Genomic DNA, 24,240 nt, shown 5'->3' with positions numbered 1-24,240 from the left:
CATGGGGTGCGATGTTTCATGACCCGACATGAACGCCCCCTTCGACACTCACGCTGGCGCACTGCGCTTCGAGCGCGTAGCCATCACCTGCGTGTTCGGTGATCCGCGCGATTTGAAGTCGTGGTCGGGAGCGCCTGCGAATCTCGCCCGCGAGCTCGAGCGCATCGGTGTGACTGTCGAAAGCATTCGCCCGAGCATCGGCCGCTTGGAGAAGCTTGGCGTCGCCGCCTGCGACATGATGGCGGGCCTCGGACGGCCGGTCAGCACCGAGCAGGTGCTGCGCGGCCTGCGCTCGCGGCGCCGGCTTGCCGCTCAGGTCGCCGAGCAGGCGAGCCGGATCGGTGCACGCCACGTGCTGCATACCGGGACCTTCGACCTGCCGGCCTGTGACCTCGGCGCCGGCGTGAAGCACTATCTCTACTGCGACCACAGCTGGGCGCTGACGCGCGCCCATCACATCGACGTGCCGCACTACAACAGGCGCGCACTCGCGGCATTCGACCAGGCCGAGCGCGAGGCTCTCGCCGGGCTCTCGCATGTCTTCACCTTCGGCGCCTATGTGCGCGACAACCTGATCGCCCATTACCGCCTGCCGCCGGAGAAGGTCACGGCCGTCGGTTCGGGCATGGGCGCGATCGAGCCCTATGAAGGACCGAAGAGCTACGACAAGCCGGCGCTGCTCTTCGTCGCCAAGCATCTGTTCAAGGCCAAGGGCGGCCTGCTGCTGCTCGAGGCCTTCGACCTCGCGTATCGCCAGCGGCCGGACCTCCGCCTGACCATCGTCGGCGACGAGCGCAGCCGCGCCTTCGTCGGCGAGAGGCCCGGAGTCACCCTGCAGGCCCATCTGCCGTGGGAGAAGCTGCAGCAGCTCTATCGCGAATCGACGCTGCTGGTTCAGCCCATGCTGAACGACCCGTGGGGCCAGGTCTATCTCGAGGCCATGGTGTCGCGCACGGCGGTCATGGGCCTCAATCGCAATGGTCTGCCCGAGCTGGTCGATGGTGGCCGGCACGGTTTTCTCGTCGATCGCGCCGATCCGTCCGCGCTCGCCGAGGCCATTGTCAGCGCCGTCTCGGATCCGGGGCGGCTCGAACGCATGGCGGCTACGGCCCAGCGCCATGTCCTGCAGAACTACTCGTGGGGCCGAGTGGCCGAACGGATCGCCTATTCCTCCTGAAGCGTCGCGTAACCCTGAGAGGTCGGCAAACATGTCAGAAAAAGTTGCGCTCATCACCGGTATCACCGGGCAGGACGGCGCCTATCTCGCCGACTTCCTGCTGGGCCGAGGATACATCGTCCACGGCATCAAACGCCGTTCGTCGCTGCTCAATACCGAACGCATCGACTATCTCTATCGTGATCGCCACGACGCCGCCGCGCGCCTGTTCCTTCACTACGGCGACATGACGGATTCCAGCAACCTGCTGCGCCTGCTGGGCGAGGTGAAGCCGCACGAAGTCTACAATCTCGCGGCCCAGAGCCACGTGAAGGTGAGCTTCGAGACGCCGGAATACACCGCCAACACCGATGCCCTGGGCACGCTCAGGCTGCTCGAGGCGATCCGCATCCTGCGCATGCACGACGACGTGCGCTTCTACCAGGCCTCGACGTCGGAGCTGTTCGGCAAGGTGCAGGAGACGCCGCAGCGCGAGCAGACGCCGTTCTATCCGCGCAGTCCCTATGCGGTGGCCAAGCTCTATGCCTACTGGATCACGGTGAACTACCGCGAAGCCTACGGCATGCACGCCTCCAACGGCATCCTGTTCAACCACGAATCGCCGATCCGCGGCGAGACCTTCGTGACCCGCAAGATCACCCGCGCGGTGGCGGCGATCGAGCGCGGCTGGCAGGAGCGCCTCTACCTCGGCAACCTCGACGCCCAGCGCGACTGGGGCCATGCCCGCGACTACGTCGAGGGCATGTGGTGCATCCTCCAGCAGGAGGTCCCCGACGACTACGTGCTGGCGACCGGCGAGACCCACACGGTCCGCGAGTTCGTCGAGCTCGCCTTCGGTCAGATCGGCCGACCGATCGAATGGCGCGGCGAGGGCGACAACGAGCAGGGCTGCTGCAAGCGCACCGGCAGTGTGCTGGTGGCCATCGACGGCAACTATCGCCGGCCGACGGAAGTCGATCTTCTGCTCGGGGACCCCGCCAAGGCGCTGGCCAAGCTCGGCTGGCGCCATCGTACGAGCTTCCCCGACCTGGTTGCCGAGATGGTGGAAGCCGATCGCCTCGTGATGAAGAGAATGGGAGCCAATAATGCCTATGAGCCCAAGCTATACGCTGCGGAATAAGCGGGTCTGGGTCGCCGGCGATCGCGGCCTGGTCGGCAGCGCGCTGGTCCGCCGCCTGCAGCGTGAAGGCTGCGAGATCGTGACGGCGCCGCGCGACCAGGTCGACCTGCGCCGGCCCGACCAGACCGAGCAATGGATGGCGGCGGCCAAGCCGCAGGCCGTCTTCCTGGCGGCGGCGCGTGTCGGCGGCATCTATGCCAACGACACGCGGCCGGCCGAGTTCATCTACGACAACCTCATGATCCAGAGCAACGTCGTGGAAGCCTCGCGCCGCGTCGGCGTCGAGAAGCTGATGCTGCTGGGCTCGTCCTGCATCTATCCGCGTCTCGCGCCACAGCCGATCCCGGAGAGCGCATTGCTCACCGGGCCGCTCGAGCCGACCAACCAGTGGTATGCCATCTCCAAGATCGCCGGCATCAAGCTCGGCCAGGCCTATCGCCGCCAGTATGGCTGCGATTTCATCTCGGTCATGCCGACCAATCTCTACGGGCCGGGTGACAATTTCGACCTGATGCAGAGCCACGTCGTGCCGGCGCTGCTGGTCAAGGCGCACGCCGCCATGCGCTCGCGCGCACCAACCATCGAGGTCTGGGGGACCGGCGCGGTGCGCCGCGAGTTCCTCTATGTCGACGATGCGGCGGACGGCATGGTCTGGCTGATGCAGAACTATTCCGACGAGGGCATCGTCAACCTCGGGCCAGGCTCCGATGTGGCCATCGTCGACCTGGTCAGCCTGATCTGCAAGGTGGTGGGCTACAAGGGCGGCATCCAGTTCGATTCCAGCCGTCCCGACGGCGTACCGCGCAAGATGGTCGACACCAACTTCGCGGCTTCCCTGGGCTGGCGCGCCCGCACGCCGCTGCGCGACGGGCTGGCGGCGACCTACCGCTGGTACGTCGACAACGTCGTGCCGGAGGCGCAGAAGGCGGTGGCATGAACACACGTCGTCGCCTGCGCCACAACTCATGAACTCACGTTCTCAGGTTCCTCTCCCCCGCTAGGGGGAGAGGAGCATGAACTTGAGAGGTGAGAGGAAGCAGTCCCTTACTCGCGCGCCGAGAGGCGCGCTTTTTTTGTCGCCGCAACAACTGCTTGCCAGCCTCGGCGCGAACCGCTGTCATGCGGAGCGAGGGAGCCCGCGCGGCTACAACCGACGATTGGGCTTCGTTTGGGATGACAGGAGTAGCGTCATGACCTTTCGCATCGCCCAGATCTCCGACACGCACCTCAGCGCCGAGAAGCCGTTCTTCGTCGGCAATTTCGAGCGCATCGGCGAGGCCTTACGCGCCACCGGGCCCGACCTGGTGCTGAACTCGGGCGATATCTCGCTCTCAGGCGAGTCCAAGGAGAGCGACCTTTCGGCGGCGCGGGCGCTGCACGAGGCGATGGGCCTGCCCGTGCGCTTCCTGCCCGGCAACCACGATCTCGGCGACAGTCAGGATCTCGCCGCGCATGGCGCGGCCGTGATCACCGATGAGCGGCGCGCCCGCTACCTTGCGCATTTCGGTCCCGATTTCTGGACGCTCGATGTGCCGGGCTGGCGCCTGCTCGCCCTCAACGCACAGCTGCTGGGCAGCGATCTTGCGGCGGCCGTCGATCAGGAGGACGCCATCGCCGAGGCCACCGCGAGCCTGGGCGCGCGCAAGCTCGCGCTGTTCCTGCACATGCCGCTGTTCGACAAGGCGGCCGACGAGCCCGCGATGACCGGCCGCTTTGTCGATCCGGCACCGCGCCGCGCGTTGCTGGCGCGGCTCCGCACTGCGGCGCCGGCGCTGATTGCGTCCGGCCACATCCATCAATATCGCGACAGCTGGTTGGACGGAGCGCGCCATGTGTGGGCGCCCTCGACGGGCTACGTCATTCCCGACCGCATCCAGCCAATCTACGGGCTGAAGCAGGTGGGCTTTGTCGAGCATCGGCTGGAGCCGGACGGCCGGCAGGAAAGCCGGCTGGTGCAGGTGCCCGGCATGCCGACCCTGAACATCGCCGATTTCCCCGAAGCCTATGGAGCGATCTAAGCAATTCCCAGCGAAGCGCGGACCGCGGGCTGGGGCAGTTCATGACGCGAGGGCCTTTGACCGGCTGTTGAAGTATCGCAGGTTCGGATAGAACGCCGTTGGCCGTACGCTGCGTTGCTGCGCCGGCGCATTGACCGCCATGATCGACGCGGCGGCCGCGATCAGCATCACGCTCCACGTCTTGGGACCGACATACGAACCGGATGCCTGGCCCAGGATGATCCAGACCGTCCAGCAATAGAGCACGCTGGGTACGCCCAGCATGCGCAGCCAGACCGACACGGCCACCAGGCTGAGCACGCCCCACACCAGGCCGAGATAGATCCAGTGCAGCCACACGTAGTTGGTCAGCACGTCGGCGACTCGGCTGATACGCCACGCCGCCTGGAACGAGGGCGAGTTCATGTAGACGTTCATCACATTGTCGGTGATGTACGGCTCGCCAGTGAGGCCGGCGCCGGCCCACGGGTGATTGCGGAACATGTCGAGGGCCACCAGCATCGGGCCGGTGAAGCGATAGAAGAAGCTGGCGTCGCGGCCCGTCGCGAGCTCGTTGAGCCGCTCGGCGAAGAAGATGCTGCCGAACACGACGGCCGCGGCGACCATCACCCCTGCCAGCGCCAGCGCGCCCACCGTCCGCGAGATCGAGGTGTGGCCGCCCGGCCGCGTGCCGGCCAGGAAAACCATGTACGGGGCGGTCAGGAACACCATCAGGACCAGCGTCGGTCCCGGCAGCACGACCAGCGCCATGGCGATCAGGCCGAGATAGGCCAGCACCTTGTAGCGCCATGGGCTGATGACCAGCCAGACCGCGCTGAAATGGGTGTAGGCGAAGGTCACCGCCGACGGCTCCGAAGTGAAGAGCTTGGGCCGGATGCGGCCATAGAGTACCTGGTCGCGCAGGTCGGCGTCGTAGACCTGGTCCGTTTGATAGAGGCGCTCGCGCACGGCGTCGCTCAGGGGGCGCAGGCCGGCATAGTTCTCGAGCAGGCAGCCGACGATGATGGCGATGCAGAAGGTCAGGAGGATGCGCGAGATCTGCCGCCGGTCGCCGTGCACCAGCGTCAGGAACATGGCGTACGCGATGACCAGGGAATAGGAGAGCTGCAGCAGCCCGGTGAAGCGCTTGCTGAGGAAGGAATAGTCGCTCGCCGCCAGCACCGAGCACAGATAGACCGTGACCACCAGCAGCAGGCCGGCGAGGTGCTTGGGCACGATCTGGTCACGCCGGCGCCACAGCATGATCAACCCGGCGAAGCCCGACGGCGCGCAGGTCAGCGGTACCTTGGCCGACACCGCCAGCGACACCCCGAGATAAAGCCCAAGCAGGAAGATCACCACGAGCACGGTGTCGATGAAATCGAGCCGTCGCGGCGCTGCGTTGGCCGACGGAAAGGTGCCTGCGGCGATCATGCGTTGGCGATCGCCGAGACGATCTGGCGGCCTCGGCTCGACCAGTCGAAGCTGCCAGCGCAGGCGGCCCATGCCCGCTCCTGCAGCCGGTTCAGGCGCTCAACATCGTCGATTGCCTCGAGCACGCCGTGCGCCAGGGCGGCATGGTCGGCATAGAGCATGGTGCTGTCGTTGTGGCGCAGCGGCACGCCGGCGAAGGAGCCGGCGAGGGCGAAGACCGGCACGCGGTTGAAGACGTACTCCAACACCTTGAGCTTGAAGCCGCCGCCCGAGCGCTCGGGCACGATGGCGATGCGCGCCTGGTCGAGATAGGGGCCGATGTCGGGCACCGTCCCGGTGAAGTGGGTGGCCAGGCTCTGCTGGCGCAGCTGCTGCAGGAAGGCCTCATCGCCGCTGCCGACGGCCTGCAGCTCGGCGCCGGCCTCGGCGAACAGCGGATCGGCGACCTCGACGAATTCGGCGAGGTTCATGCGCTTGGCGATCCAGTCGAAGCTGCCGACGATGACAGCCCGCCGTGGCAGGGCGGGCGAGATCCGCCGTTCGTCGACCCGCCGGCCGCAATAGCCGGGCGTGAGAACGTCCATCGGCTTGCTGCCATGGTCGGCGCGATAGAGCGTCATGTCCTCGTGCGTGATCGCGGTAACGAAATCGACGGCGTCGACCAGCTCGCGCTCCAGGCGGGAGACCTTGAGCGCGTCGAGGCGGACGGCCTGGCGCTTGAGGAACAGCGGCTGGCTCTCGGCGATCTGGCTGCGCACGCTGCCTTCGTGGTTGTGCGACACGTAGATGAGGCGGGGGCGGTCGCGCCGGCCAGCATAATGCTCGAGCACGGCGGGCAGCGCCCAGCCGGCGGAAATGCCGTCGAAGACGATGCCGTCCCAGGCGTCGCGGCGCAGCAGCTTCTGCAGCATGCGCCGCATGCCGGCGGTGCGGCAGCGGTAGGCAATGTTCGGCAGGGTCGAGGCGAGGCTGCCCCAGCGCGAATGCGGATGGTCGTCCGGTAGCCACCACACGACGTGCTTGGAGCGATCGCCGTTGGCGCGCGGCGATTCCGAGCGTCCCAGCCCCAGCACCTCGACGTCGCCGCCGGCCGCCGCCACCGAATCGATCAGCCCGCCGGAATAGACGTACTGGCCGTTATGGCGCGGCTCGGGGTCGGCCATCGTCAGCCACAGGCAGCGAACCGCGCCGGTCGCCCGCTCAGAACGCGTTGTGGCCGGTGAAGCCGCCGACGACGGTGCGGGCGATAATGCGGAGGTCGAGGGCGATCGACCAATGCTCGATGTAGTAAAGGTCATGCTCTACACGCTTCCGTATCTGCTCGAGAGTGTTGGTCTCGCCACGCCAGCCGTTGACTTGCGCCCAGCCCGTGATGCCCGGCTTCACCCGGTGGCGTGAATCGTAGTGTTTGACGGCCTCCTGGTAGAGAAGGGGCCCGGCCTTGGCCGAGACGGCGTGCGGCCGAGGTCCGACGATCGACATCTCGCCGCGCACGACATTCAGGAACTGCGGCAGCTCGTCGAGGCTGGTGCGCCGCAGGAAGGCGCCGACGCGGGTGATGCGCGGGTCGTTGCGCTGCGTGAGCTGCTCGCCGTTGGCGTCGCTCCGCTCCTGATACATGGTGCGGAACTTCAGCACCTCGATCAGCTCGTTGTTGAAGCCGTAACGCTTCTGGCGGAACAGCACCGGTCCGCGGCTGTCGAGCCGGATGAGCAGCGCGATCGCCAGCATGATGGGCGAGATCAGCGCCAGGATCAGGATGCCGAGGATGCGGTCCTCGACCGACTTGGCGATCCACCGCCAGTCACGCAGCGGACGGTCGATCACATTGAGGAAGGTGTGGCCACCGATATGGCTCGTCTGCACGGCGCCGAGCCGGAGCGCGAACTCGCCGGGACAGAGCCTGACATCGACGGGCACCACGGTCAGCTTGTTCAGTGTCTCGACCAGCTGGTGCTCGGCCGCCGGCGGCAGGGCTACGATGACGGTGTCGATGCCGTAGAGACGAACGTCGCGCACCAGATCGTCGACCGATCCCAGGATGGCGTGGCCCATGCAAAGCCGCGGCAAGGCGGCCGCATCATCGTCGTAGACGCCCAGGATGCGCGGGCTGCCCGAAACGGCGTTCAGGCCGCGCAGCAGTCGCTGGGCCGTCGGGCCGGAGCCGATGACGGCCACGAGCTCGCCGAGGCGCCCGGCACGCTGCCAGGTCTTGACCTGGTGGTTGAGCGCGATGCGGCTCGCCACGATCAGCGCGACGCCCAGGGAGAACCACAAGGCGATCCAGGGGCCCTTGGTGACGGTGATCGGCTCGAAGAAGAAGCCGGCGACGAACAGCGTGCCCAAGGTCAGCAGCCAGCCGAACAGGCCCCGGCCGATCGCAGCACCGAGGTCGCTGAAGTGGCGAAAATGATAGGCGCCGGTGAGGCGAAGGAAGTTGCTCGCAAGCAGCGCACCAAGCAACACGACAAGGCCTTCGAGGCGCCAGTCGGCGGTCGACGAAGCGAGATGGATCGCCGCCGCGCCGGCGGCCAGGATGGCTGCGATATCAAGACCAGCGATGAAACGGCAGACGACGGACTCCGAAACGGTCCGACCCTGGCGCGGCGGACTAGCGTCCCAGTCGACGATCGCGACGTTGCCGTCGCGGTCGCTGCCGGTTGATTGTTCGAGATCGAGCGCGCTCGATCTCGCTAGGACGCCACGCTTCATGAGGACTCTCCGCAGAGCTGTGCAGCCATCGAAATGGCCGTGCCATCGAGATGGGAGTGATTCTCCACGGCACCTGCGGACGGTGTTGTGATCATGCTGGGACGCCATTTGGCGCGCTGTGATCAAGCTGGGGCTGCTCGACTCATCGTCTTCCGGACCGCGCGCTTCTAGCGCGCTCATGATCATGAGCGCGCTGGAAGCGCGCGGTCCGCAAGAACATGACCTGCGACACTATCGTCCGCACACGCCAGCACTTGCGACGCAAAGCGCTGCGGCGTGCGTGACGCGGCGAACTCGGCGGCCGACGACAGATCGATGAAGCTCTGCGGACCGCCGTCGACCATGTGCTGTATTTCTGCCGCAAGTTTTACAGGATCCGACGAATCGGCGACGCGACCAAGGCGATGATCGCGTGTCAGGCGGCCGACCAGGCCGAATGACTGGGCCAGCACCGGCCGTCCGGCGCGCGCCGCCCACAAGAGCACGCCGCTCGAGCCGACGAAGCGCTGATAGGGCGCCAGGATCACCGCACTCTGGGTGACGAGGTTGTCGAGCTCGGCCTGATCGAGTCGGCGGTCGTCGATGCGCAGCCACAGGTCGGGCTGCTCGCGCGCCAGCGCCTCGCGGCGGCTCTCGATGGCGTCGCGGATCGCGGGATCGACGCGGCCAGCGAACAGCACGGCGACGCGGGCGGCGACCCGTGGCGGCAGCAGACGCAGCGCATCGAGCACCATCAGCGGACCTTTGCGCTCCGTCAGGTATCCGAACAGCAGGAAGGCGACTCGTCCGGGTGGGATGACGTCGGTCGAAACCGCAGCGTCGGTGGCGCCGGCCGCCGGATGCGCCGGATCGGGCAGCGCCTGCACCTTGTCGCCATGTCGGTAGTGGTCGACCGCGTGCGCCGGAAAGAACGGATCGAGCGACAGGATCGTCGCTACCGCCGGATTGCGCAGCATCAGGCGGTAGAGCAGGTCCTTCCGCAAATCGCGCAGCCATTCGCCCAGGCCAGGGCGATAGTCGCCGAAAGCCGCATAGTGGACGGAAGGCCGGAACAGGATGCCGGCGAGCGGCTTGCCCTGCGTGCCGAGTCCGAAGGCGAGCGGCAGGCTGAGCAGATCGAGGCACAGGAAGAAGCCCATGTCGGCGCCACTGCGCCGCAGGTAACGCCGCATCACCCACCAGCGGGCAAAGGCCGCCAGCGACAGCGAGCGATGGCCGCACAGCCTCACCTCGCGCGGTGTCATGGCGATGAAACGAATGCGATGGTCGGCGACGGTCGGCATCGCGCGTGACAGCGTCGCGCACAAGGCGGGTGGCGCCAGGACGGCGATCGCCGCCGCCTGGTCGTTGTCGGCGACGAAGTCGACCAGATGCTGCAGCCACTCCTGCGAATGGCCTTCGACATCGGGCTCGAAGACCAGGATCTCGCGCTTACTTGGCGGCGACGATGGCATCGAGCCGGTCCACGAGATGGCCGAGGATGCGCGGCTTGGCGTAGTTCGCCTCGACGAATTCACGGCCGCGTCGGCCCAGCTCCTGGCGCAGGCGGCTGTCGTCGGCCAGGCGGATCACCGCCTCGGCGAAGGTCGGCGGGTCGTCGGGCGGCACGCACAGGAAGGCACCGCTCTGGTGCTGCAGGCGCCACAGCACGCTATCCGGCAGCGCCGTCGCCACGAAGGGCCGGCCGACCGCCATGATGTTGAAGACCTTGGAGGGCACGGCGAACGCCGCCGCATCGGGCCGCTGCGGCACCAGATGGATGTCGCCGGCGGCGAGCGCGGTGCCGAGCGCCTCGTTGGGCTGCAGCTCCGCCAGCTGGATGTTGGTGAGGCCAAGGCGCCTGATCTCGGCGAGTAGTTCGCCGGCCTGGTTGCCGTCGCCGCGCAGCACGATCTCGATATCGAGCCGCCGGTCGGCCAGCTCGCGGGCCAGCTCGACCACCTGGCCGAGACCCTGCTTGCGGCCGAGATTGCCGCTGTACAGCACCTTCACGCCCGGGCGGGCGACGGCAGGCGCGGCCTGGATATGATCGGTGTCGACCCACAGCGGGATGACTTCGATCGGCACGGTGACGCCGATGCTGCGAAGCTGGTCCTTCATCTCTAACGACAGGACGGCCACGAGGTCGGTGCGATTGAGGATCGAACGCTCAGCCGCACGCATGAGCCGGCCCATCCCGCTGCCGCCCATGCCGAGCTTCTCGGCCAGCCCGGACTGGATGTCGTGCACGATCGCGACGCAGACGCCTCCGCGGCGGCGCGCCGCCACGCCCAGTGCGACGCTCAGGATCGATGGGCAGAGGGCGAGGACGACCGGATGCCGCCTGACCCGACCAGTGACGAGCGTTGCAAGCCCACGCAGCAGGAACTCGGCTTCGTTGGCGATGCGCGCGGCGGCCGACCCGCCGCGTGGCGGGCCGATGCTCAGCCGCTCGACCGCGACGCCGCAGACCGTCTCGCGCCGGCAGCGCCCGTCCCGGTAGGCGGGGAAGACGTCGTCATGCGGGTAGTGCGGCAGGCCGCTCACCACCGTCGTCGGCCGGCCGTGGGCGGCCAGCCATTCGGCGATGTCGGTGCTGAAGGGCGCGGAGCCGATCAGCTCCGGCCAGTAGTAGCGGGAGACGAACAGGACGCGGGACGGATCGCTCATGATCAGGTTCGGGCGCCGGCACCGCTGCGCTTGGCCTCGAAGAACGGATCGCCGTAGGAGTACTGGCGATACTGCTTGGAGACGACGCGCGACATCACCACGCCGGCGACGTCGCCCTGGGCGTCGACGATCTGCTTCAGCGCCTCGAGCACGGCCTCCTGCCGCGTGTGGCCCCAGCGCACGACGAACACGACTTTCTCGACCAGGCGGCTCAGCGCCAGCACGTCGGCCGTCACCAGGGCGGGCGGCGTGTCGAGGATGATGAACTCGTAGTGCTGCTCCAGCGCCTCGAGCAGGTGGCGCATGCGATCGGAGCTCAAGAGGTGCGCCGAACGCGGACTCCACGCACCGGACGGCATCACGTCGACACCCGACAGGGCGTCGTGATGGATGGTGTTCTCGAGGTCCGACGCCTTGTCGACCAGCAGGCTGGCCAAACCATCGCGGTTGGAGCAGCGGAAGATCTGGTGCAGGCGCGGGCTGCGCCAGTCGCAATCGATCAGCAGTACGCGCTTGCCGTTGCTGGCCAGCAGCCGGCCGAGCGAAGCCACCATCACCGACTTGCCCTCCGACGGAGTGGCCGAGCTGATCAGGATGGTCTTGGGCGAGTTCGCGGTCTCCGACAGCTCGACGCCGATATGCAGGCGCCGCAATGCCTCGCTGTAGGCCGAGGTCGGCTGGCGCAGCACCTGCATGGCCGGCTGGTTGCGGCCGGCAACCTGCGGCACCATCGCCATGACCGGCAGGCCGGTGAGGGCCTCGATCTGGTCGGCGCGGCGGAAGGTGTGGTCGCCGCCTTCGCGCAGCAGCGCGACCGCGACGCCGACCATCATGCCGCCGGCGACGCCGAGCATCGCCAGCAGCGCCTTCGGCGGATAGCTCGGCGCCTGCGACGGCGAGGCCGGCGAGACCAGCTTGGCGTTGGCCGTGAGGATGTCCCCGGCGCCGGTGCTCTGCTTGGCGCGCAGCAGCATGGCCTCGAGCAGGTTGCGGTTGACGACGGCGTCGCGCTCCAGCGCCTCGAGACCGATGGCCTTGTCGTTGACCGAGCCCATCTGCTTCTTCAGCGTCTCGAAGTTCTGGGCCAGCGCCTGGTAGCGGGCGTCGGCGGTGCGGGCCTCGCGGCCGAGGCCGTCGATAATCTTGGCGACCTCGGTGTTGATGCGAGCCTGGATGTTGCCACTCTCGGAACGGGCGTTCAGCATCGAGGGATGGCGCGGCCCGTAGGTCGCCTGTAGTTCGGCGGCCTTGCGGTCGGCATCGGCCTGCTGCGACCTCAGCGCGGAGATCAGTGGCGAGCGCAGCACTTCGGGCACGCTCTCGCTGTTGAGGCCGCCCTTGCGCATCTCCTGGGCTTCCTTGAGTCGCGAATCGGCCTCCGCCTTGGCGGTCTGCGCGGCGAGGAGCTGGGTGTTGAGCTCGGTGAGTTGCTGGCTGGTGACGCCGCCGCCCGAGCCCGCGCTCTTGTAGAGGTCGTTGGCGCGCCGGTAGTCCTCGACGGCCTGGTCGGACTTGCGCACGGCATCGCGCAACTCGGCGACGCGGCCCATCAGGAACTTGTCGACGCGGTCCATCGCGTCGATCTTGTCGCGGCGCTGATAGTCGAGATAGCGCTCCGCCAGTGCATTGGCGATGGCGGACGCGGTCTGCGGGTTGCGCGATTCGGCCTTGACGCTCAGCACGTGCGAGCGGCCGAGCGTCGAGACGTCGATGTGCCCCAGCAGGGCATCGATGGTGCGGTCGTCGGCGTTGGACGGGTCCTTGATCGGCTCAACCTTCTTGGTCGACGTCGTCTGGCGATCGACCCAGGCCGTGAGCTGCGGCGGCAGGTACTGCATCGGGTTGAGGCGCGCCCATAGCGACGGCGGTGCCAGCTCTGGATTGTATTCCGGATTCTCGCGCAGCTTCAGCTGGTCGATCACCTGCTTGGCGATGTTGCGCGACTGCAGGATGAATCCCTCGTTCTGCACCCGCTCGGCGTCGGGGCTGACGTCGGCGACGATCGATTCGACATTGGGCAGGCGCGGGTTCTGCACGCCGACCAGCACGCGTGCCTCCGAGACGTAGTAGGAGGGCATCAGCCAGGCCGCCACGATCGCCGTCCCGCCCAGCACGACCGTGCAGGCGGCGATCAGCAGGCGATGGCGCCACAGCTTGCGCAGGGTCTCGAGGAAGCTCTGCTCCTCGGCAGGTGCCGCAAGACGCGCGACCGGCTCCGCCAGATAGTGCGGCGTCGGCGGTACCGTCCGCAACGCCACGCGTCGGCGGGCGGGCGGGGTGGCGTCCTGGGCGTAGGCCATCAGAAATACCGTTCCTTAATTTCGACCGTGTCGCCCGGCCGGATCTTGGTCTCGGGCGTGGCCGCGACGCGGACCATGCGGCCGTTGGTGTCGAGGCGCTTCAGGTAGAGGTTGTTCTGGCGTGCCCGGTAGGTGTAGCCGCCGGCCATGGCGACGGCCTGGAGCGCCGTCATGTCGGTGACGTAGGGGTAGTTCCCCGGCTTCTGCACCTCGCCGATCACGTAGAACGGACGACGGGTGATAACCTCGGCGCTGACGCTGGGGTTGCGCAGATAGTCGGGGTCAAGCCGTGACGCGATGGTCTGCTGCAGCTGCCCGGTGGTCATGCCCTGGGCGTTGACGTTGCCGATCAGCGGGAAGGCCAGCTGGCCGCTGCCGTCCAGGGTGAACTCGCCGGTCAGCGTCGGCTGGCCGAACACGATGATCCTGACGCGGTCGTTGGCGCCCAGGCGGTAGTCGGGATCGCGTCCGCTCGCGCCCGCACCGCCGCGGCCACCCGGCGTGTTGGTGGGAGCAAGGCTGAGGCTGCCATCGGGGTTGGTGTTTTCCTGAACGATCGGGGTGGGATCGCTCTCGCAGGCGGCGAGGGCGAGCATCGCGACGAACAGGCTGCGACGACGCAAGGAGACTAGGGAGGAGGCATCTGCCGACATGTCATCACCCGTGGGTAAGAATGACCATCAACCGCGCCCCGGAATCGGAGCGAAGGAAGACGAGCCTTCATCAATAATCCCGCCGTGGCTGCTCCGGTGTGACCAATCCGGGGCCGCGGAATCGGGCGAAAACGCCGCTCAGGCGCGCCCGTAATTGTCGGACACGCGCACGATGTCGTCCTCGCCCAGATACGGTCCCGATTGGACCTCGATCAGCTGGAGCGGCAGCTTGCCGGGGTTTTCCAGCCGGTGCTCGGTGCCGATCGGGATGTAGACGGATTCATTCTCGCGCACGAGCATGCGCTCCTCGCCGCGCTGCACGATCGCCGTGCCGTGGACGACCACCCAGTGCTCGGCGCGATGGTAGTGCTTCTGCAGGCTGAGCTTGGCACCCGGCTTCACGGTGATGCGCTTGACCTGGAAGCGGTCGCCGGCATCGACCGATCGGTAATGGCCCCATGGCCTGTGGCAGGTGACGTGCTGCTGCGATTCGCTGCGGTTCTGGCCCTTCAGCTTGGCAACGATGGCTGAGACCTCGGTGGCGGAATTGGCGTCGGCCACCAGCACGGCATCGTCGGTCGCGACCACCACGACATTGTCGAGGCCGACTGCAGCGACCAGGCGGCCTTCGCTGCGGACATAGGAATTGGTCATGCGCTCGGCCAGCACGTCGCCCTGCAGGACGTTGCCGTCACCGTCGGCGGTGGCGATGTCGCGCAAGGCCGGCCATGAGCCGACGTCGCTCCACGCCATGTCGACCGGCACGACCGCGGCGCGGCTGGTGTGCTCCATGACCGCATGGTCGATCGACAGCGACGGCGCCTCGCCAAACGGCTCGGCGCTGAGGCGGAAGAAGGCGAGGTCCTCCTGGCCGTCGCGCACAGCGCGTTCGCAGGCCTCGAGCATGACGGGATTGATGCGCGACAGCTCGCCGAGATAGGCGCGGGCGCTCAACAGGAAGATGCCGCTGTTCCAGAAGAAGGCGCCGCTGTCGACGAAGCGCTGCGCGGTGTCTCGGTCGGGCTTCTCGACGAAGCGGTCGACGGTGAACACGCCTTCGTTGCCGAGCGCGTCACCACTCTGGATGTAGCCGTAGCCGGTGTCGGGACGGGCCGGCTTGATGCCGAACGTCACAAGTCGGCCTTCCTGTGCGGCGGCCAAGCCGCGCATCACGCCGCGATGGAAATCGGCGGGCGCGGCGATGACGTGGTCGGACGGCTGGACCAGCATCAGCGCATCGGGGTCGCGCGCCAGCAGCCACAGCGCAGCGGCGGCGATCGCAGGCCCGGTGTTGCGTGCCTTGGGCTCGAGCAGGATGGCCTGCGGCTTGATGCCGATCTGCTGCAGCTGGTCGTCGACCAGGAAGCGGTGTTCTTCGTTGCAGACGAGAAGCGGCGCGGCGAAGCCGACATCGATCAATCCGCGCGCCACCGTGTCCTGCAGCATCGTGCGCTGCGACGACAGCTTCAGCAGCTGCTTGGGGTACGACGCGCGCGACAGCGGCCACAGGCGCGTTCCCGCGCCACCCGACAGGATGACGGGATGGATCTGCGCCGAGCCTTCTTCGTGGAACTTCTCGAGTGTACCGACTGTGTCCATGAACTGCGAAGCTCCGAACGTGCTTGAACGCGTTGGAAGCTAGGCGTGCGGTATCAGGCCAGCCAGTGATTAAGCTGTGGTGCAGTGCCTTCTGATCTTCCGGACCGCCGGCCTCCGGCCGGCTCTTGTCATCCTGAGCGCAGCGAAGGATCTAATGCCGGTTGCAAACGGCGATGAGATCCTTCGCTGCGCTCAGGATGACAGATAAGAGCCGGCCGGAGGTACTACGCACCGTTGCGGGGCAGGGAGATCGAAATCGACAGACCGCCGCCGATGCGGTTGGCGGCGCTGACGCGGCCGCCCAGCGTTTCGAGGTTGCGCCGGACGATCCAGAGTCCGAGGCCGGCATGCCCCGAAGGTGGCGCATTCTGGTCATCTTCCGGACGCGACGAGAAATAGCGCTCGAACATGTGGGGGATCTTGGCCGGATCGACGCCGGGTCCTTCGTCATCGACCTGCAATTCGACGGTCTCGCTGTTGACCGTCAGGGTGACGATGATCGTGCCACCGCGCGGCGAGAAGCTGATGGCATTCTCCAGCACGCATTGCAGGACGGTCTCGAGCATGCCCTGGCCGGCGCGCACGATGGCGCGCTCTTCGAGGCGGCGGATCAGCCTGATGTCCTTGGTTGCGAGAATCTCCCGGAAATGCAGCGCGGCGTCGCCGACCAGCTGGGTGAAGTCGGTCGGCACGCGCGGCGCCTCGATCAGCTCGGCGGTGCTGATGTCGTGCCGCTGGGCGGCGATCACCAGGTCGAGCAGGCGCTTCAACGAGGAGTCGACGATCTCGAGGGCGCGCTTGGCGCGGGCATTGTCGAGCGGCATGGCGCGGCGCACCGGCTCGAGGGCCGAGCGGATGGTGGCGAGCGGCGTCTTGAAGGAATGCGCCTTGTCCTCGGCATTCTGGCGAATCTGCTGGGAGACACGCCTGAGGTCGTGCACCAGCTTGTCGAAGTCGCGGGCGACGCTCGACAGCTCGGGCACGACGTTGCGATGGCTGAAGGCGTTGTCGCCGATGCGGCCCTGGCTGATCTCGGCGGCGACGTCGCGGAAGCGGCGCAGGCTGACACGAATGCTGACGGCGACCAGCAGGGCGATGATGGCCAGCACCAGGTAGATCGCAGCGGCGACGCGGATCTCGCGCGTCTCCCAGTAGGGCCGGCCGATCGAGGTGTTGAGGAATTCCGAAGTGGTGTGCGTCGAGGTCAGCACCCAGCAGCCGTCGGCGGCGCGGATCGGGATGATCGAGGTCAGGAGCTCGACCGTGCCGTTGGCCTGCTTGTAGCGGATCTCGTTGGCGGCATCCCACATGCAGGCGTCGGAAATGCGCTGCAGGATGCCGCGCTGGCCGAGCTCGTCGAGCTCGGCGGCGACCTCGTCGGCGCGGATCTTGGGCGCCGAGGCCACGAAATAGAAGCGCCCGGCGTGGCGCTCCTCGCCGGGCTGGAACATCAGCTTCAGGATCGTGCCGTCGCTGGCATACTTGGCGAGATCGTCGTTGAGGGCGGCCCGCGCGTTCTTGTCACCGTTGGTGAGCTTGGGGGCCAGGGCCTCGGAGATCAGGGCGCTGCGGTCCTGGATGGCGCGGGTGACGAGGTCCCGCATCTGGCGGTCGGCGCTCTCGAACTGGCCGTAGAGGACGACCGGCAGGGCGACGAAGATGGCGACCAGCGCCACCGTCTTGAGGGTGAGCGAGGCGACCAGGCGACGGATCGCCTGGCGCCAGCTCCGTTTGGCTTCCGGTTTAGGTCTTGCCCCAGCGGTATCCGAAGGACTGATAGTTATCGATTTCGGCAAAGGTGGGGTCGATGGCTCGGAACTTGTTTCTGATCCGCTTGATGCAAGAGCGGACGTTCGTTCGATAGCCATTCTCGCCGCTCCCTGCGATGAAGCCGACGTAGTGCATGCAGTCGTAGACCGACCGATACGTCACGTAGCTGCCGACGTTGGCGGCCAACAGGTGCACGATCTTGAACTCGGTCAACGTCAGGCCGACGTCAGCATCGTCCCAAAAGGCACGGCTGACCTTAGGCTTCAGCATCAGCCTGCCGCAATGGAAATTGTCTACGAGCTCGGGTTCGGCCGGCTTCTTCACGGAGTCGGCAATCAGGCGCAGGCGGTGGGCGAGGATCGGCACGCCGCGCGCCTTGTCGACGAAGTCGAGCGCGCCGCGGTCGAAGGCGAGCTTCTCGTAGGCCGGCAACGAGCGGCCGGTCAGGAAGATGACAGGCAGCGCAATGCCATTGCGCCTGAGCCTCGGCAACAGGTCGATACCGGAGACGCTGGGCAGGCTCCAGTCGAGGATGATGATCTCCGGGTCGGCGCCGTCGGCGAGCGAGGCCAGAAGAGCGGTACCGTCGCAGAAAGACGTGACGTCGAAGCCGTGGTCGGCGAGCTCGCCGCTCACCATCTCGCGGTAGTCATCGTCGTCCTCGACAAAGGCGACACGGATGCGCTTTTCCACGTCGGAACTAGTGGCGGGCCTGGGCGCGGGATTGGAGCTGGGCCATGCAGACACGCTTTCCTTCATCGGTGTTGTCATCGCTCTTTACCTCGTACGCAAGAGTTCCGAACTGTTTTGTCTGGACATCCGGGTAGAGCTGGACATCCAGGGTGCATTGTCCGTCTCGATAGCGCCACCGTTTACCGGGGGGGCGGTCCTCCTCGCTCGTTGGCGCACCGAGCATGGCACGCAGCTCCGTCTCGCTCTTGCCGGCAAGTGAGAGCGCCGGACCACCCGTAGCGGCGGGGCGTGCCGGCGGTTCGTCCGAAGCCACCGTAGCGGCGACTGCGGGTGCATCGGTGGAAGTCGATGCAGGGGGCGTCGTGCGCGGCCGCGTCGAGGCCACGTTCTTTACAGGCTGAGATTTCGCCGTAGGCTGGGACGAGGTCAATCTTGAAAAGTCGTCGCGCATGCTTCGTGCCGCATCACAGCCGGTAAGGAGTAACAAGCCGACCCCAACGGTTTGCGTCATCAGGCCCCTGATCGTCATCCCGCCTACCTGAACCCGTCGGAGAATCCGTAAACGGGCCATGTGGCCCGATTGCGGCACGTCCGCGTCACGGACGCCTAAACGATGGCGCGGGAAGGCCGGTTGCACACTTGTCTTCCCACTGACAACAGGTCGCAGGCTCATTATCGTCGAGTTCATTATCGTCGATACGTCGCCGTGAGCCCTGTCGTCCCTTGCCGACACGCATGTTGCGACTGCGTCCGCTGTTCGCAAGTGCAGCGTACATCTCATCCGGTGGGTCACGCAATGGCCACTGCTGCACGCAATGATCACATAACCTGACCGGCCTGACGAGCAGCAATCACGCGTTGGCGGCCCATCGGCGATCGCTGCGCGGCGGCGCCTTGTTAGGCACGAACAACAGGTCGAGCTGCGCCGTCGCACCATCGAGCGGCCGGCGGCGCAGGCCGACGATGTCCGTCAGGGCAAAGCCATGTTCCGCCAGAAAGCGGACGATCGCGCCGATTTCGGCGCCGCCCTGCACGGTGGCGATGGTGCTGGTCTCGATGATCAGGGCGTCGATCTCGCCGAGCCGGCCGGTCATCCCGGCGAGCACCATCTGTTCTGCGCCTTGCACGTCGATCTTGCACAGCGACGGTCGCATGATCGGGCCGAACAGCATGTCGAAGCGGCGCAGCGGCACGCGGTCATGACGGCGCACGCGGCGCGGCCCGACCTCCTCGAGCAGGGTCGATTCCTGGATGTCGGCGCGGACTTCCAGCATTGCCGTGCCTTCGTGATCGCCGAGCGCCACGGGATGAACCTGGCAGCGCAGTCGCCGTGCGAGGCGCTGCATGTGGGCCAGCGATTCATGCGCCGGATCGATCAGGTGATAGAAGGCGTCGGGAAAAGCACGGTAGAGCGGGAACGTGCCGTAGCCGACGCCGATGTCGAACACGGTGACGGGCGAGAAACCGTGATGCTTGAGAACGCCCATCGTGCGCGACCACGAGGGCAGCCCCGAGAACTGGGGCAGGGCCGACGCCCAAGGGCGCAGCGCATCCTTGAAACGTGCCGTGATCTGGTTACCGGCAAGCACCGCTGCTCTCCGTGAGATGTTTGGGGAGGGGCGATGGTAGGCGTTCGACCTGTGACGTCACGTGACCAATGAGTGGCCCACTCTTGGTCATGCTCTTCCGGACCGCGCGCTTCCAGCGCGCCTCATGATTCATGAGCGCGCAAGGATGCGCGCGGTCCGGAAGAAGAAGACCATGAGCGGGCCAGAGGCCCGCGCTCCCGGCCAAAGAAAAAGCCGGGCGTTGCCCGGCTTTTTCGTGATGCACTTCCCTGCGCTCAGCCCTGGTCGAGGAAGCTGCGCAGCATGCGGCTGCGGCTCGGGTGCTTGAGCTTGCGCAGCGCCTTCGCTTCGATTTGGCGGATACGTTCTCGGGTCACCGAGAACTGCTGGCCGACTTCTTCCAGCGTGTGGTCGGTGTTCATGCCGATGCCGAAGCGCATGCGCAGCACGCGCTCCTCGCGCGGCGTCAGCGTCGCCAGCACCCGCGTCGTGCTTTCGCGCAGGTTGCCCTGGATCGCGGCCTCGAGCGGGATCACCGCGTTCTTGTCCTCGATGAAGTCGCCGAGGTGGCTATCCTCCTCGTCGCCGATCGGCGTCTCGAGGCTGATCGGCTCCTTGGCGATCTTCAGCACCTTGCGCACCTTCTCGAGCGGCATGCCGAGCTTCTCGGCCAGCTCCTCGGGCTGCGGCTCGCGGCCGATCTCGTGCAGCATCTGGCGGCTGGTGCGGACCAGCTTGTTGATGGTCTCGATCATGTGCACCGGGATGCGGATGGTGCGCGCCTGGTCGGCGATCGAGCGCGTGATGGCCTGGCGGATCCACCACGTGGCGTAGGTCGAGAACTTGTAGCCGCGACGGTACTCGAACTTGTCGACCGCCTTCATCAGGCCGATGTTGCCTTCCTGGATCAGGTCGAGGAACTGCAGGCCGCGGTTGGTGTACTTCTTGGCGATGGAGATCACGAGGCGCAGGTTGGCCTCGATCATCTCCTTCTTGGCGCGCATCATCTCGCGCTCGCCGTCCTGCACGGTCTTGCACATGCGGCGGAACTCGAAGATCGGCGCGCCGGCGCCGTCGGAGATCATCTTGATCTCGGCGCGCAGCTTCTCGACCTCGACCGCCTTCTTCTTGGCGAAGTCCTTCCAGCCCTTGCCCGAGAGCTTGCCGACCTTCTCGAGCCAGTTCGGGTCGATCTCGTGCGTCAGGTAGTTGTCGAGGAAGTCCTGGCGCGGGATGCGGAACCCTTCGGCCAGCCGCAACAGCTTGCCTTCCAGCATCATCAGCTTGCGGTTCAGGTCGTAGAGCGAGAGCTTGAGCTGCTCGATGCGGTGGGCGTTGATGTGCACCTGACGCACCAGCTCGACGATCTTCTTGCGGTGCTTCTCGTAGCTCTTCTCGAACTCGGCGCTGGGCTTCTGGCCACGGCTCAAGGTCGACAGGCGCCGGTTCTGCACCTTCGACATCTCGACATAGACCTTGGCGATGCGCGTCAGGTTGCGCAGCACCTCGGGCTTGAGCTTCTCCTCGAGCGCCGACAGCGACAGCGCGTTCTCGTCGTCTTCCTCGCCGCCTTCGGGGGCGCCCTCGACGGCGGGAGTGCCGTCGCCATTGACCTGCGGCGTCGGCGGCGGCACGGGGCGCACCAATCTCGGCATTGCCGGACGCGGAATGGCCGGCGCCGGAGCAGGGGTCGCCATGACGCCCTTGCCCTCGCCGGGTGCACCGCCCTGCGTCGCTTCGAGGTCGATCACGTCGCGCAGCAGGATGCGGCCTTCGTTGATCGCATCGCGCCACATCAGCAGCGCGGTGATCGTCATCGGGCTCTCGCAGATGCCGCCGATCATCTTGTCCTGGCCCGCCTCGATGCGCTTGGCGATCTCGATCTCGCCCTCGCGGCTCAGCAGCTCGACGCTGCCCATCTCGCGCAGGTACATGCGCACCGGGTCGTCGGTGCGTCCGAGCTCCTCGTCCTCGCCGGTCGCTTCGGCTGCGACCACGGCGGTCTTAGCGGGCTCCGCCGGGGTGGCGGCCGGGCTCTCTTCCTGCTCCTCGGCCTCGACCACGTTGACGCCGGCTTCCGACAGCATCGCCATCGTGTCCTCGATCTGCTCGGAGGACACTTCATCGGGCGGCAGGGCGGCGTTCAGTTCATCGTAAGTGACATAGCCGCGCTCCTTGCCCTTCTGGACGAGCTTCTTGAGCTCGGCGCCAAGGGTATCGAGCAGAGGGGCGTCAGGCCCCTCCTCGCGGGTGTCTGTAGCTTCGGGTTGGGCAACGGGCGCGGTCTTGGTCGCCATTCTTGGTCCTTAGGTGCACAAACTATTAAAACGGCCGTTTGGGCCGTGGATTTGACTGCAAGAAGGGGAGGCGGAGAGGGCGGCCCCGCAAAACTACCCTTCTACTATATGGGGCTTAACTTCAAGCCGCGATAGAGGTTACCGCATCGATTTGAAGGCAGTGCCTGCTATCCCGTCCCCGATTCAAGGCCTTCTCGCCGTATTCGGTCCAGAATCGCCTCCAGGCGGCGAAGATTCTCCTCGTTCATGTCCTCGGCCAGGGCCTCCTCGGCCCGTTTCAGCTCCTCCGGCTCGGCCGTGAGCTGGTTGAGATGGCGGGCCATCCGGCGCCACTGGCCCACCCAGCCATCGGCGTCGGCCGGATCGACCCGGAAGGCCTCCCGGGCCCGGAGTCGGGCGGCGGCGGCCAACCGGCCGAGGCCCGAGCGCTCCAGATGCTCCTCGATCAGCCTGGCTTCAAGGGGGATGTCTGATCCTGCGGCAAAAGCCTCCTCGGCCGCCGGGTCGATCCCCTCGGAGACCAGGGACAGGGCGTCCAAAAGGCCGCTGCGCAAGCGGGCCAGCTCGGGGCTGGCGATGGGGAGCGCGGCCACGTCCTCGGCCAGGATGTGCAGCATAGCCGGCCGCTCCAGAAGGGCGCCCAAAAGCGCCCGTTCCTGCCGCGACCCGTCCATGTCGGTCCCCGCCCGGCGGGCGGCCGAGCCTGCGGCAAAGGGCGCGGGCTCCGGGCCGGGGCCGCGGAAGGGGCGGCGCTGGCCGGGCTGCCAGGGCGCCCGATCGGGCCGGCGCAGGTGGCCGAGACGGTTGCGCATCTCGGTCTTGTAGAAGTCGCGGACGACCGGATCGGCGATCTCCGCCACCCGCTGCTCGACGGCGCGCTGCAGGCTGGCGCGGCGCTCCGGCGTGTCGGTCGGCTTGCCCTCGGTCTCCATGGTCCAGACCATGTCGGACAGCGGCCGGGCCAGGTCGAGGCTACGGCGCATGGCGTCGGCGCCGCGGGTGCGGATCAGGCTGTCGGGATCCTCGCCGGCGGGCAGCGAGAGGAAACGCAGGCTCTTGCCGGCGCGCAGCAAGGGCAGGGCCCGTTCGGCGGCGCGATTGGCGGCACGCCGGCCGGCATTGTCGCCGTCGAAGCAGAGATAGGGCTCGTCGGCGAGCTTCCACAATTCGGCGAGCTGGCCTTCGGTCAATGCGGTGCCGAGCGGCGCCACCGCGCCGGTGAAGCCCGCGCCGTGCAGGGCGATCACGTCCATGTAGCCTTCGGCGACGATGACCGGCTGGTCCTTGGTCGCGGCCTGCCGCGCTCGATCGAGGCAGTAGAGGTTGGCGCCCTTGTGGAACAGGGGCGTCTCGGGCGAGTTGAGATACTTGGGTTCGCCCGCGCCCATGACGCGTCCGCCGAAGGCAATGACGCGGCCGCGCCGGTCGTTGATGGGAAACATCACGCGGCCGCGGAAGCGGTCGTAGGGCTCGCGGTTGCTGTCCTCGGGCTGAATAGCGAGGCCTGCCTCGACGATCTTTTCGATCGGCACGTTCTCGCGCTTGAGGTGGGCCAGCAGGCCGTCACGCGAATCAGGTGCGAATCCCAGGCGGAAATCGTCGATGGTCGCGTCATCGAGGCCGCGGCCGCGCAAGTAATCGAGACCTTGCCGGCCGACCGGCAGGCGCAATTGCTTCTGGAACCAGCGCGCCGCCTCTTCGACGACCTGCTGCAGCGTCGAGACGCGCTCGGCGCGCTCGCGTTCCACCGGCGTCGCATGCGGTACCGGCAGGTTGACCTCGCGCGCGAGCTTCTCGACCGCTTCGGGGAACGACAGGCCCTCGGTCTTCATGACGAAGCCCACGACGTCACCCTTCTCGTGGCAGCCGAAGCAGTAGAAAAAGCCCTTCTTGTCGTTGACCGTGAAGGACGGCGACTTCTCGTGGTGAAAGGGGCAGAGGCCTGCGTATTCCGAGTTCGGCTTGCGCTTCAGCGTGACCTTGCGGCCGACGACGTCGGACAGGCTGAGGCGCGCGCGCAATTCATCGAGGAAGCCCGGGGGGAAGGCCATGGGGCAATGTAAGGCGCGGCAGACACTAAATGTAGGATTGGTTGATCCCTGGTTCGGGATAACGGGGATTGCTGTCACTGACAGCAGCAGAGCCGCGCCCTATGCGGCACGAAAAAATACCACAGTTATTCATCAATCACTGGAGTTGTGCTGGTGGCTCTGCACAGTGATCATAACGGGTTGGCGCGGGGCCGATGAGAGTGCCAGCACTACTGGCACC

At 66.8% G+C, this 24,240-nt stretch carries 18 protein-coding genes; 5 read left to right on the top strand and 13 right to left on the bottom strand.

Annotation, left to right across the window (positions count from 1 at the left end; genetic code table 11):
• The first annotated feature begins 28 nt into the window (after positions 1–28).
• From RSO01_RS24240 to RSO01_RS24225, 4 genes are all read left to right on the top strand, one after another.
• Positions 29–1,177, top strand: a complete 1,149-nt coding sequence (locus RSO01_RS24240) for a glycosyltransferase family 4 protein (RefSeq protein WP_147152232.1) — start codon at positions 29–31, stop codon at positions 1,175–1,177.
• A 31-nt stretch (positions 1,178–1,208) separates the two neighbouring features.
• The gene (gene gmd, locus RSO01_RS24235; RefSeq protein WP_147152231.1) at positions 1,209–2,297 is read left to right on the top strand and encodes a GDP-mannose 4,6-dehydratase; all 1,089 of its coding nucleotides are present in this window, start codon (positions 1,209–1,211) and stop codon (positions 2,295–2,297) included.
• Positions 2,269–3,234, top strand: a complete 966-nt coding sequence (locus RSO01_RS24230) for a GDP-L-fucose synthase family protein (RefSeq protein WP_147152229.1) — start codon at positions 2,269–2,271, stop codon at positions 3,232–3,234. The genes gmd and RSO01_RS24230 overlap by 29 nt, the downstream gene beginning before the upstream one ends.
• 253 nt (positions 3,235–3,487) lie before the next feature.
• Positions 3,488–4,315 carry a metallophosphoesterase family protein gene (locus RSO01_RS24225; protein ID WP_170303319.1) on the top strand — a complete coding sequence of 276 codons (828 nt, stop codon included), beginning with the start codon at positions 3,488–3,490 and terminating at the stop codon, positions 4,313–4,315.
• 39 nt (positions 4,316–4,354) lie between these two features.
• Here RSO01_RS24225 and RSO01_RS24220 read toward each other — a convergent pair whose 3' ends face one another.
• The 10 genes from RSO01_RS24220 to RSO01_RS24175 form a co-directional block, all read right to left on the bottom strand.
• Positions 4,355–5,800, bottom strand: a complete 1,446-nt coding sequence (locus RSO01_RS24220; protein ID WP_147152225.1) for a hypothetical protein — start codon at positions 5,798–5,800, stop codon at positions 4,355–4,357.
• Complete coding sequence (locus RSO01_RS24215) at positions 5,725–6,891, bottom strand: glycosyltransferase (protein WP_147152223.1); 1,167 nt, start codon at positions 6,889–6,891, stop codon at positions 5,725–5,727. Before RSO01_RS24215 ends, RSO01_RS24220 begins: the two co-directional genes overlap by 76 nt.
• A 37-nt stretch (positions 6,892–6,928) precedes the next feature.
• Positions 6,929–8,440 carry an undecaprenyl-phosphate glucose phosphotransferase gene (locus RSO01_RS24210; protein WP_170303318.1) on the bottom strand — a complete coding sequence of 504 codons (1,512 nt, stop codon included), beginning with the start codon at positions 8,438–8,440 and terminating at the stop codon, positions 6,929–6,931.
• A gap of 182 nt (positions 8,441–8,622) precedes the next feature.
• A complete protein-coding gene (locus RSO01_RS24205; protein WP_147152218.1) occupies positions 8,623–9,894 on the bottom strand; it encodes a glycosyltransferase in 1,272 nt (423 codons plus the stop codon).
• A complete protein-coding gene (locus RSO01_RS24200; RefSeq protein ID WP_147152215.1) occupies positions 9,872–11,089 on the bottom strand; it encodes a glycosyltransferase family 4 protein in 1,218 nt (405 codons plus the stop codon). The genes RSO01_RS24205 and RSO01_RS24200 overlap by 23 nt, the downstream gene beginning before the upstream one ends.
• 2 nt (positions 11,090–11,091) lie before the next feature.
• Entirely contained in the window at positions 11,092–13,389 is a 2,298-nt protein-coding gene (locus tag RSO01_RS24195) for a GumC family protein (protein ID WP_147152212.1), read from the bottom strand.
• Positions 13,389–14,042, bottom strand: a complete 654-nt coding sequence (locus tag RSO01_RS24190; protein WP_147152209.1) for a polysaccharide biosynthesis/export family protein — start codon at positions 14,040–14,042, stop codon at positions 13,389–13,391. The genes RSO01_RS24195 and RSO01_RS24190 overlap by 1 nt, the downstream gene beginning before the upstream one ends.
• A gap of 138 nt (positions 14,043–14,180) precedes the next feature.
• Positions 14,181–15,641 (bottom strand): mannose-1-phosphate guanylyltransferase/mannose-6-phosphate isomerase, encoded by a 1,461-nt coding sequence (locus tag RSO01_RS24185; RefSeq protein WP_147152206.1) that lies wholly within the window; start codon positions 15,639–15,641, stop codon positions 14,181–14,183.
• Between the two features lie 224 nt (positions 15,642–15,865).
• Positions 15,866–17,317 carry a sensor histidine kinase gene (locus RSO01_RS24180; RefSeq protein ID WP_170303317.1) on the bottom strand — a complete coding sequence of 484 codons (1,452 nt, stop codon included), beginning with the start codon at positions 17,315–17,317 and terminating at the stop codon, positions 15,866–15,868.
• A gap of 67 nt (positions 17,318–17,384) precedes the next feature.
• Complete coding sequence (locus tag RSO01_RS24175; protein WP_170303316.1) at positions 17,385–18,104, bottom strand: response regulator transcription factor; 720 nt, start codon at positions 18,102–18,104, stop codon at positions 17,385–17,387.
• On the opposite strand from RSO01_RS24175, the gene RSO01_RS47510 reads away from it, so the two are divergent.
• Positions 18,091–18,363, top strand: a complete 273-nt coding sequence (locus RSO01_RS47510; RefSeq protein WP_170303315.1) for a hypothetical protein — start codon at positions 18,091–18,093, stop codon at positions 18,361–18,363. The genes RSO01_RS24175 and RSO01_RS47510 overlap by 14 nt on opposite strands.
• A gap of 592 nt (positions 18,364–18,955) precedes the next feature.
• Here RSO01_RS47510 and RSO01_RS24170 read toward each other — a convergent pair.
• The 3 genes from RSO01_RS24170 to dnaG all read right to left on the bottom strand — a co-directional run bounded on the left by RSO01_RS24170 (position 18,956) and on the right by dnaG (position 24,020).
• Positions 18,956–19,693, bottom strand: coding sequence for an FkbM family methyltransferase (locus tag RSO01_RS24170; protein WP_147152199.1), 738 nt, complete (start codon positions 19,691–19,693; stop codon positions 18,956–18,958).
• 254 nt (positions 19,694–19,947) lie between these two features.
• Positions 19,948–21,969, bottom strand: a complete 2,022-nt coding sequence (rpoD, locus tag RSO01_RS24165; protein WP_147152197.1) for an RNA polymerase sigma factor RpoD — start codon at positions 21,967–21,969, stop codon at positions 19,948–19,950.
• 167 nt (positions 21,970–22,136) lie between these two features.
• Positions 22,137–24,020 (bottom strand): DNA primase, encoded by a 1,884-nt coding sequence (gene dnaG / locus RSO01_RS24160; RefSeq protein WP_147152195.1) that lies wholly within the window; start codon positions 24,018–24,020, stop codon positions 22,137–22,139.
• Positions 24,021–24,240 lie beyond the last annotated feature (220 nt).

The organism is Reyranella soli (genome assembly GCF_007992495.1).
GTDB classification, from domain to species: Bacteria; Pseudomonadota; Alphaproteobacteria; order Reyranellales; family Reyranellaceae; genus Reyranella; species Reyranella soli.
This window is presented reverse-complemented; position numbering and strand designations above follow the sequence as displayed.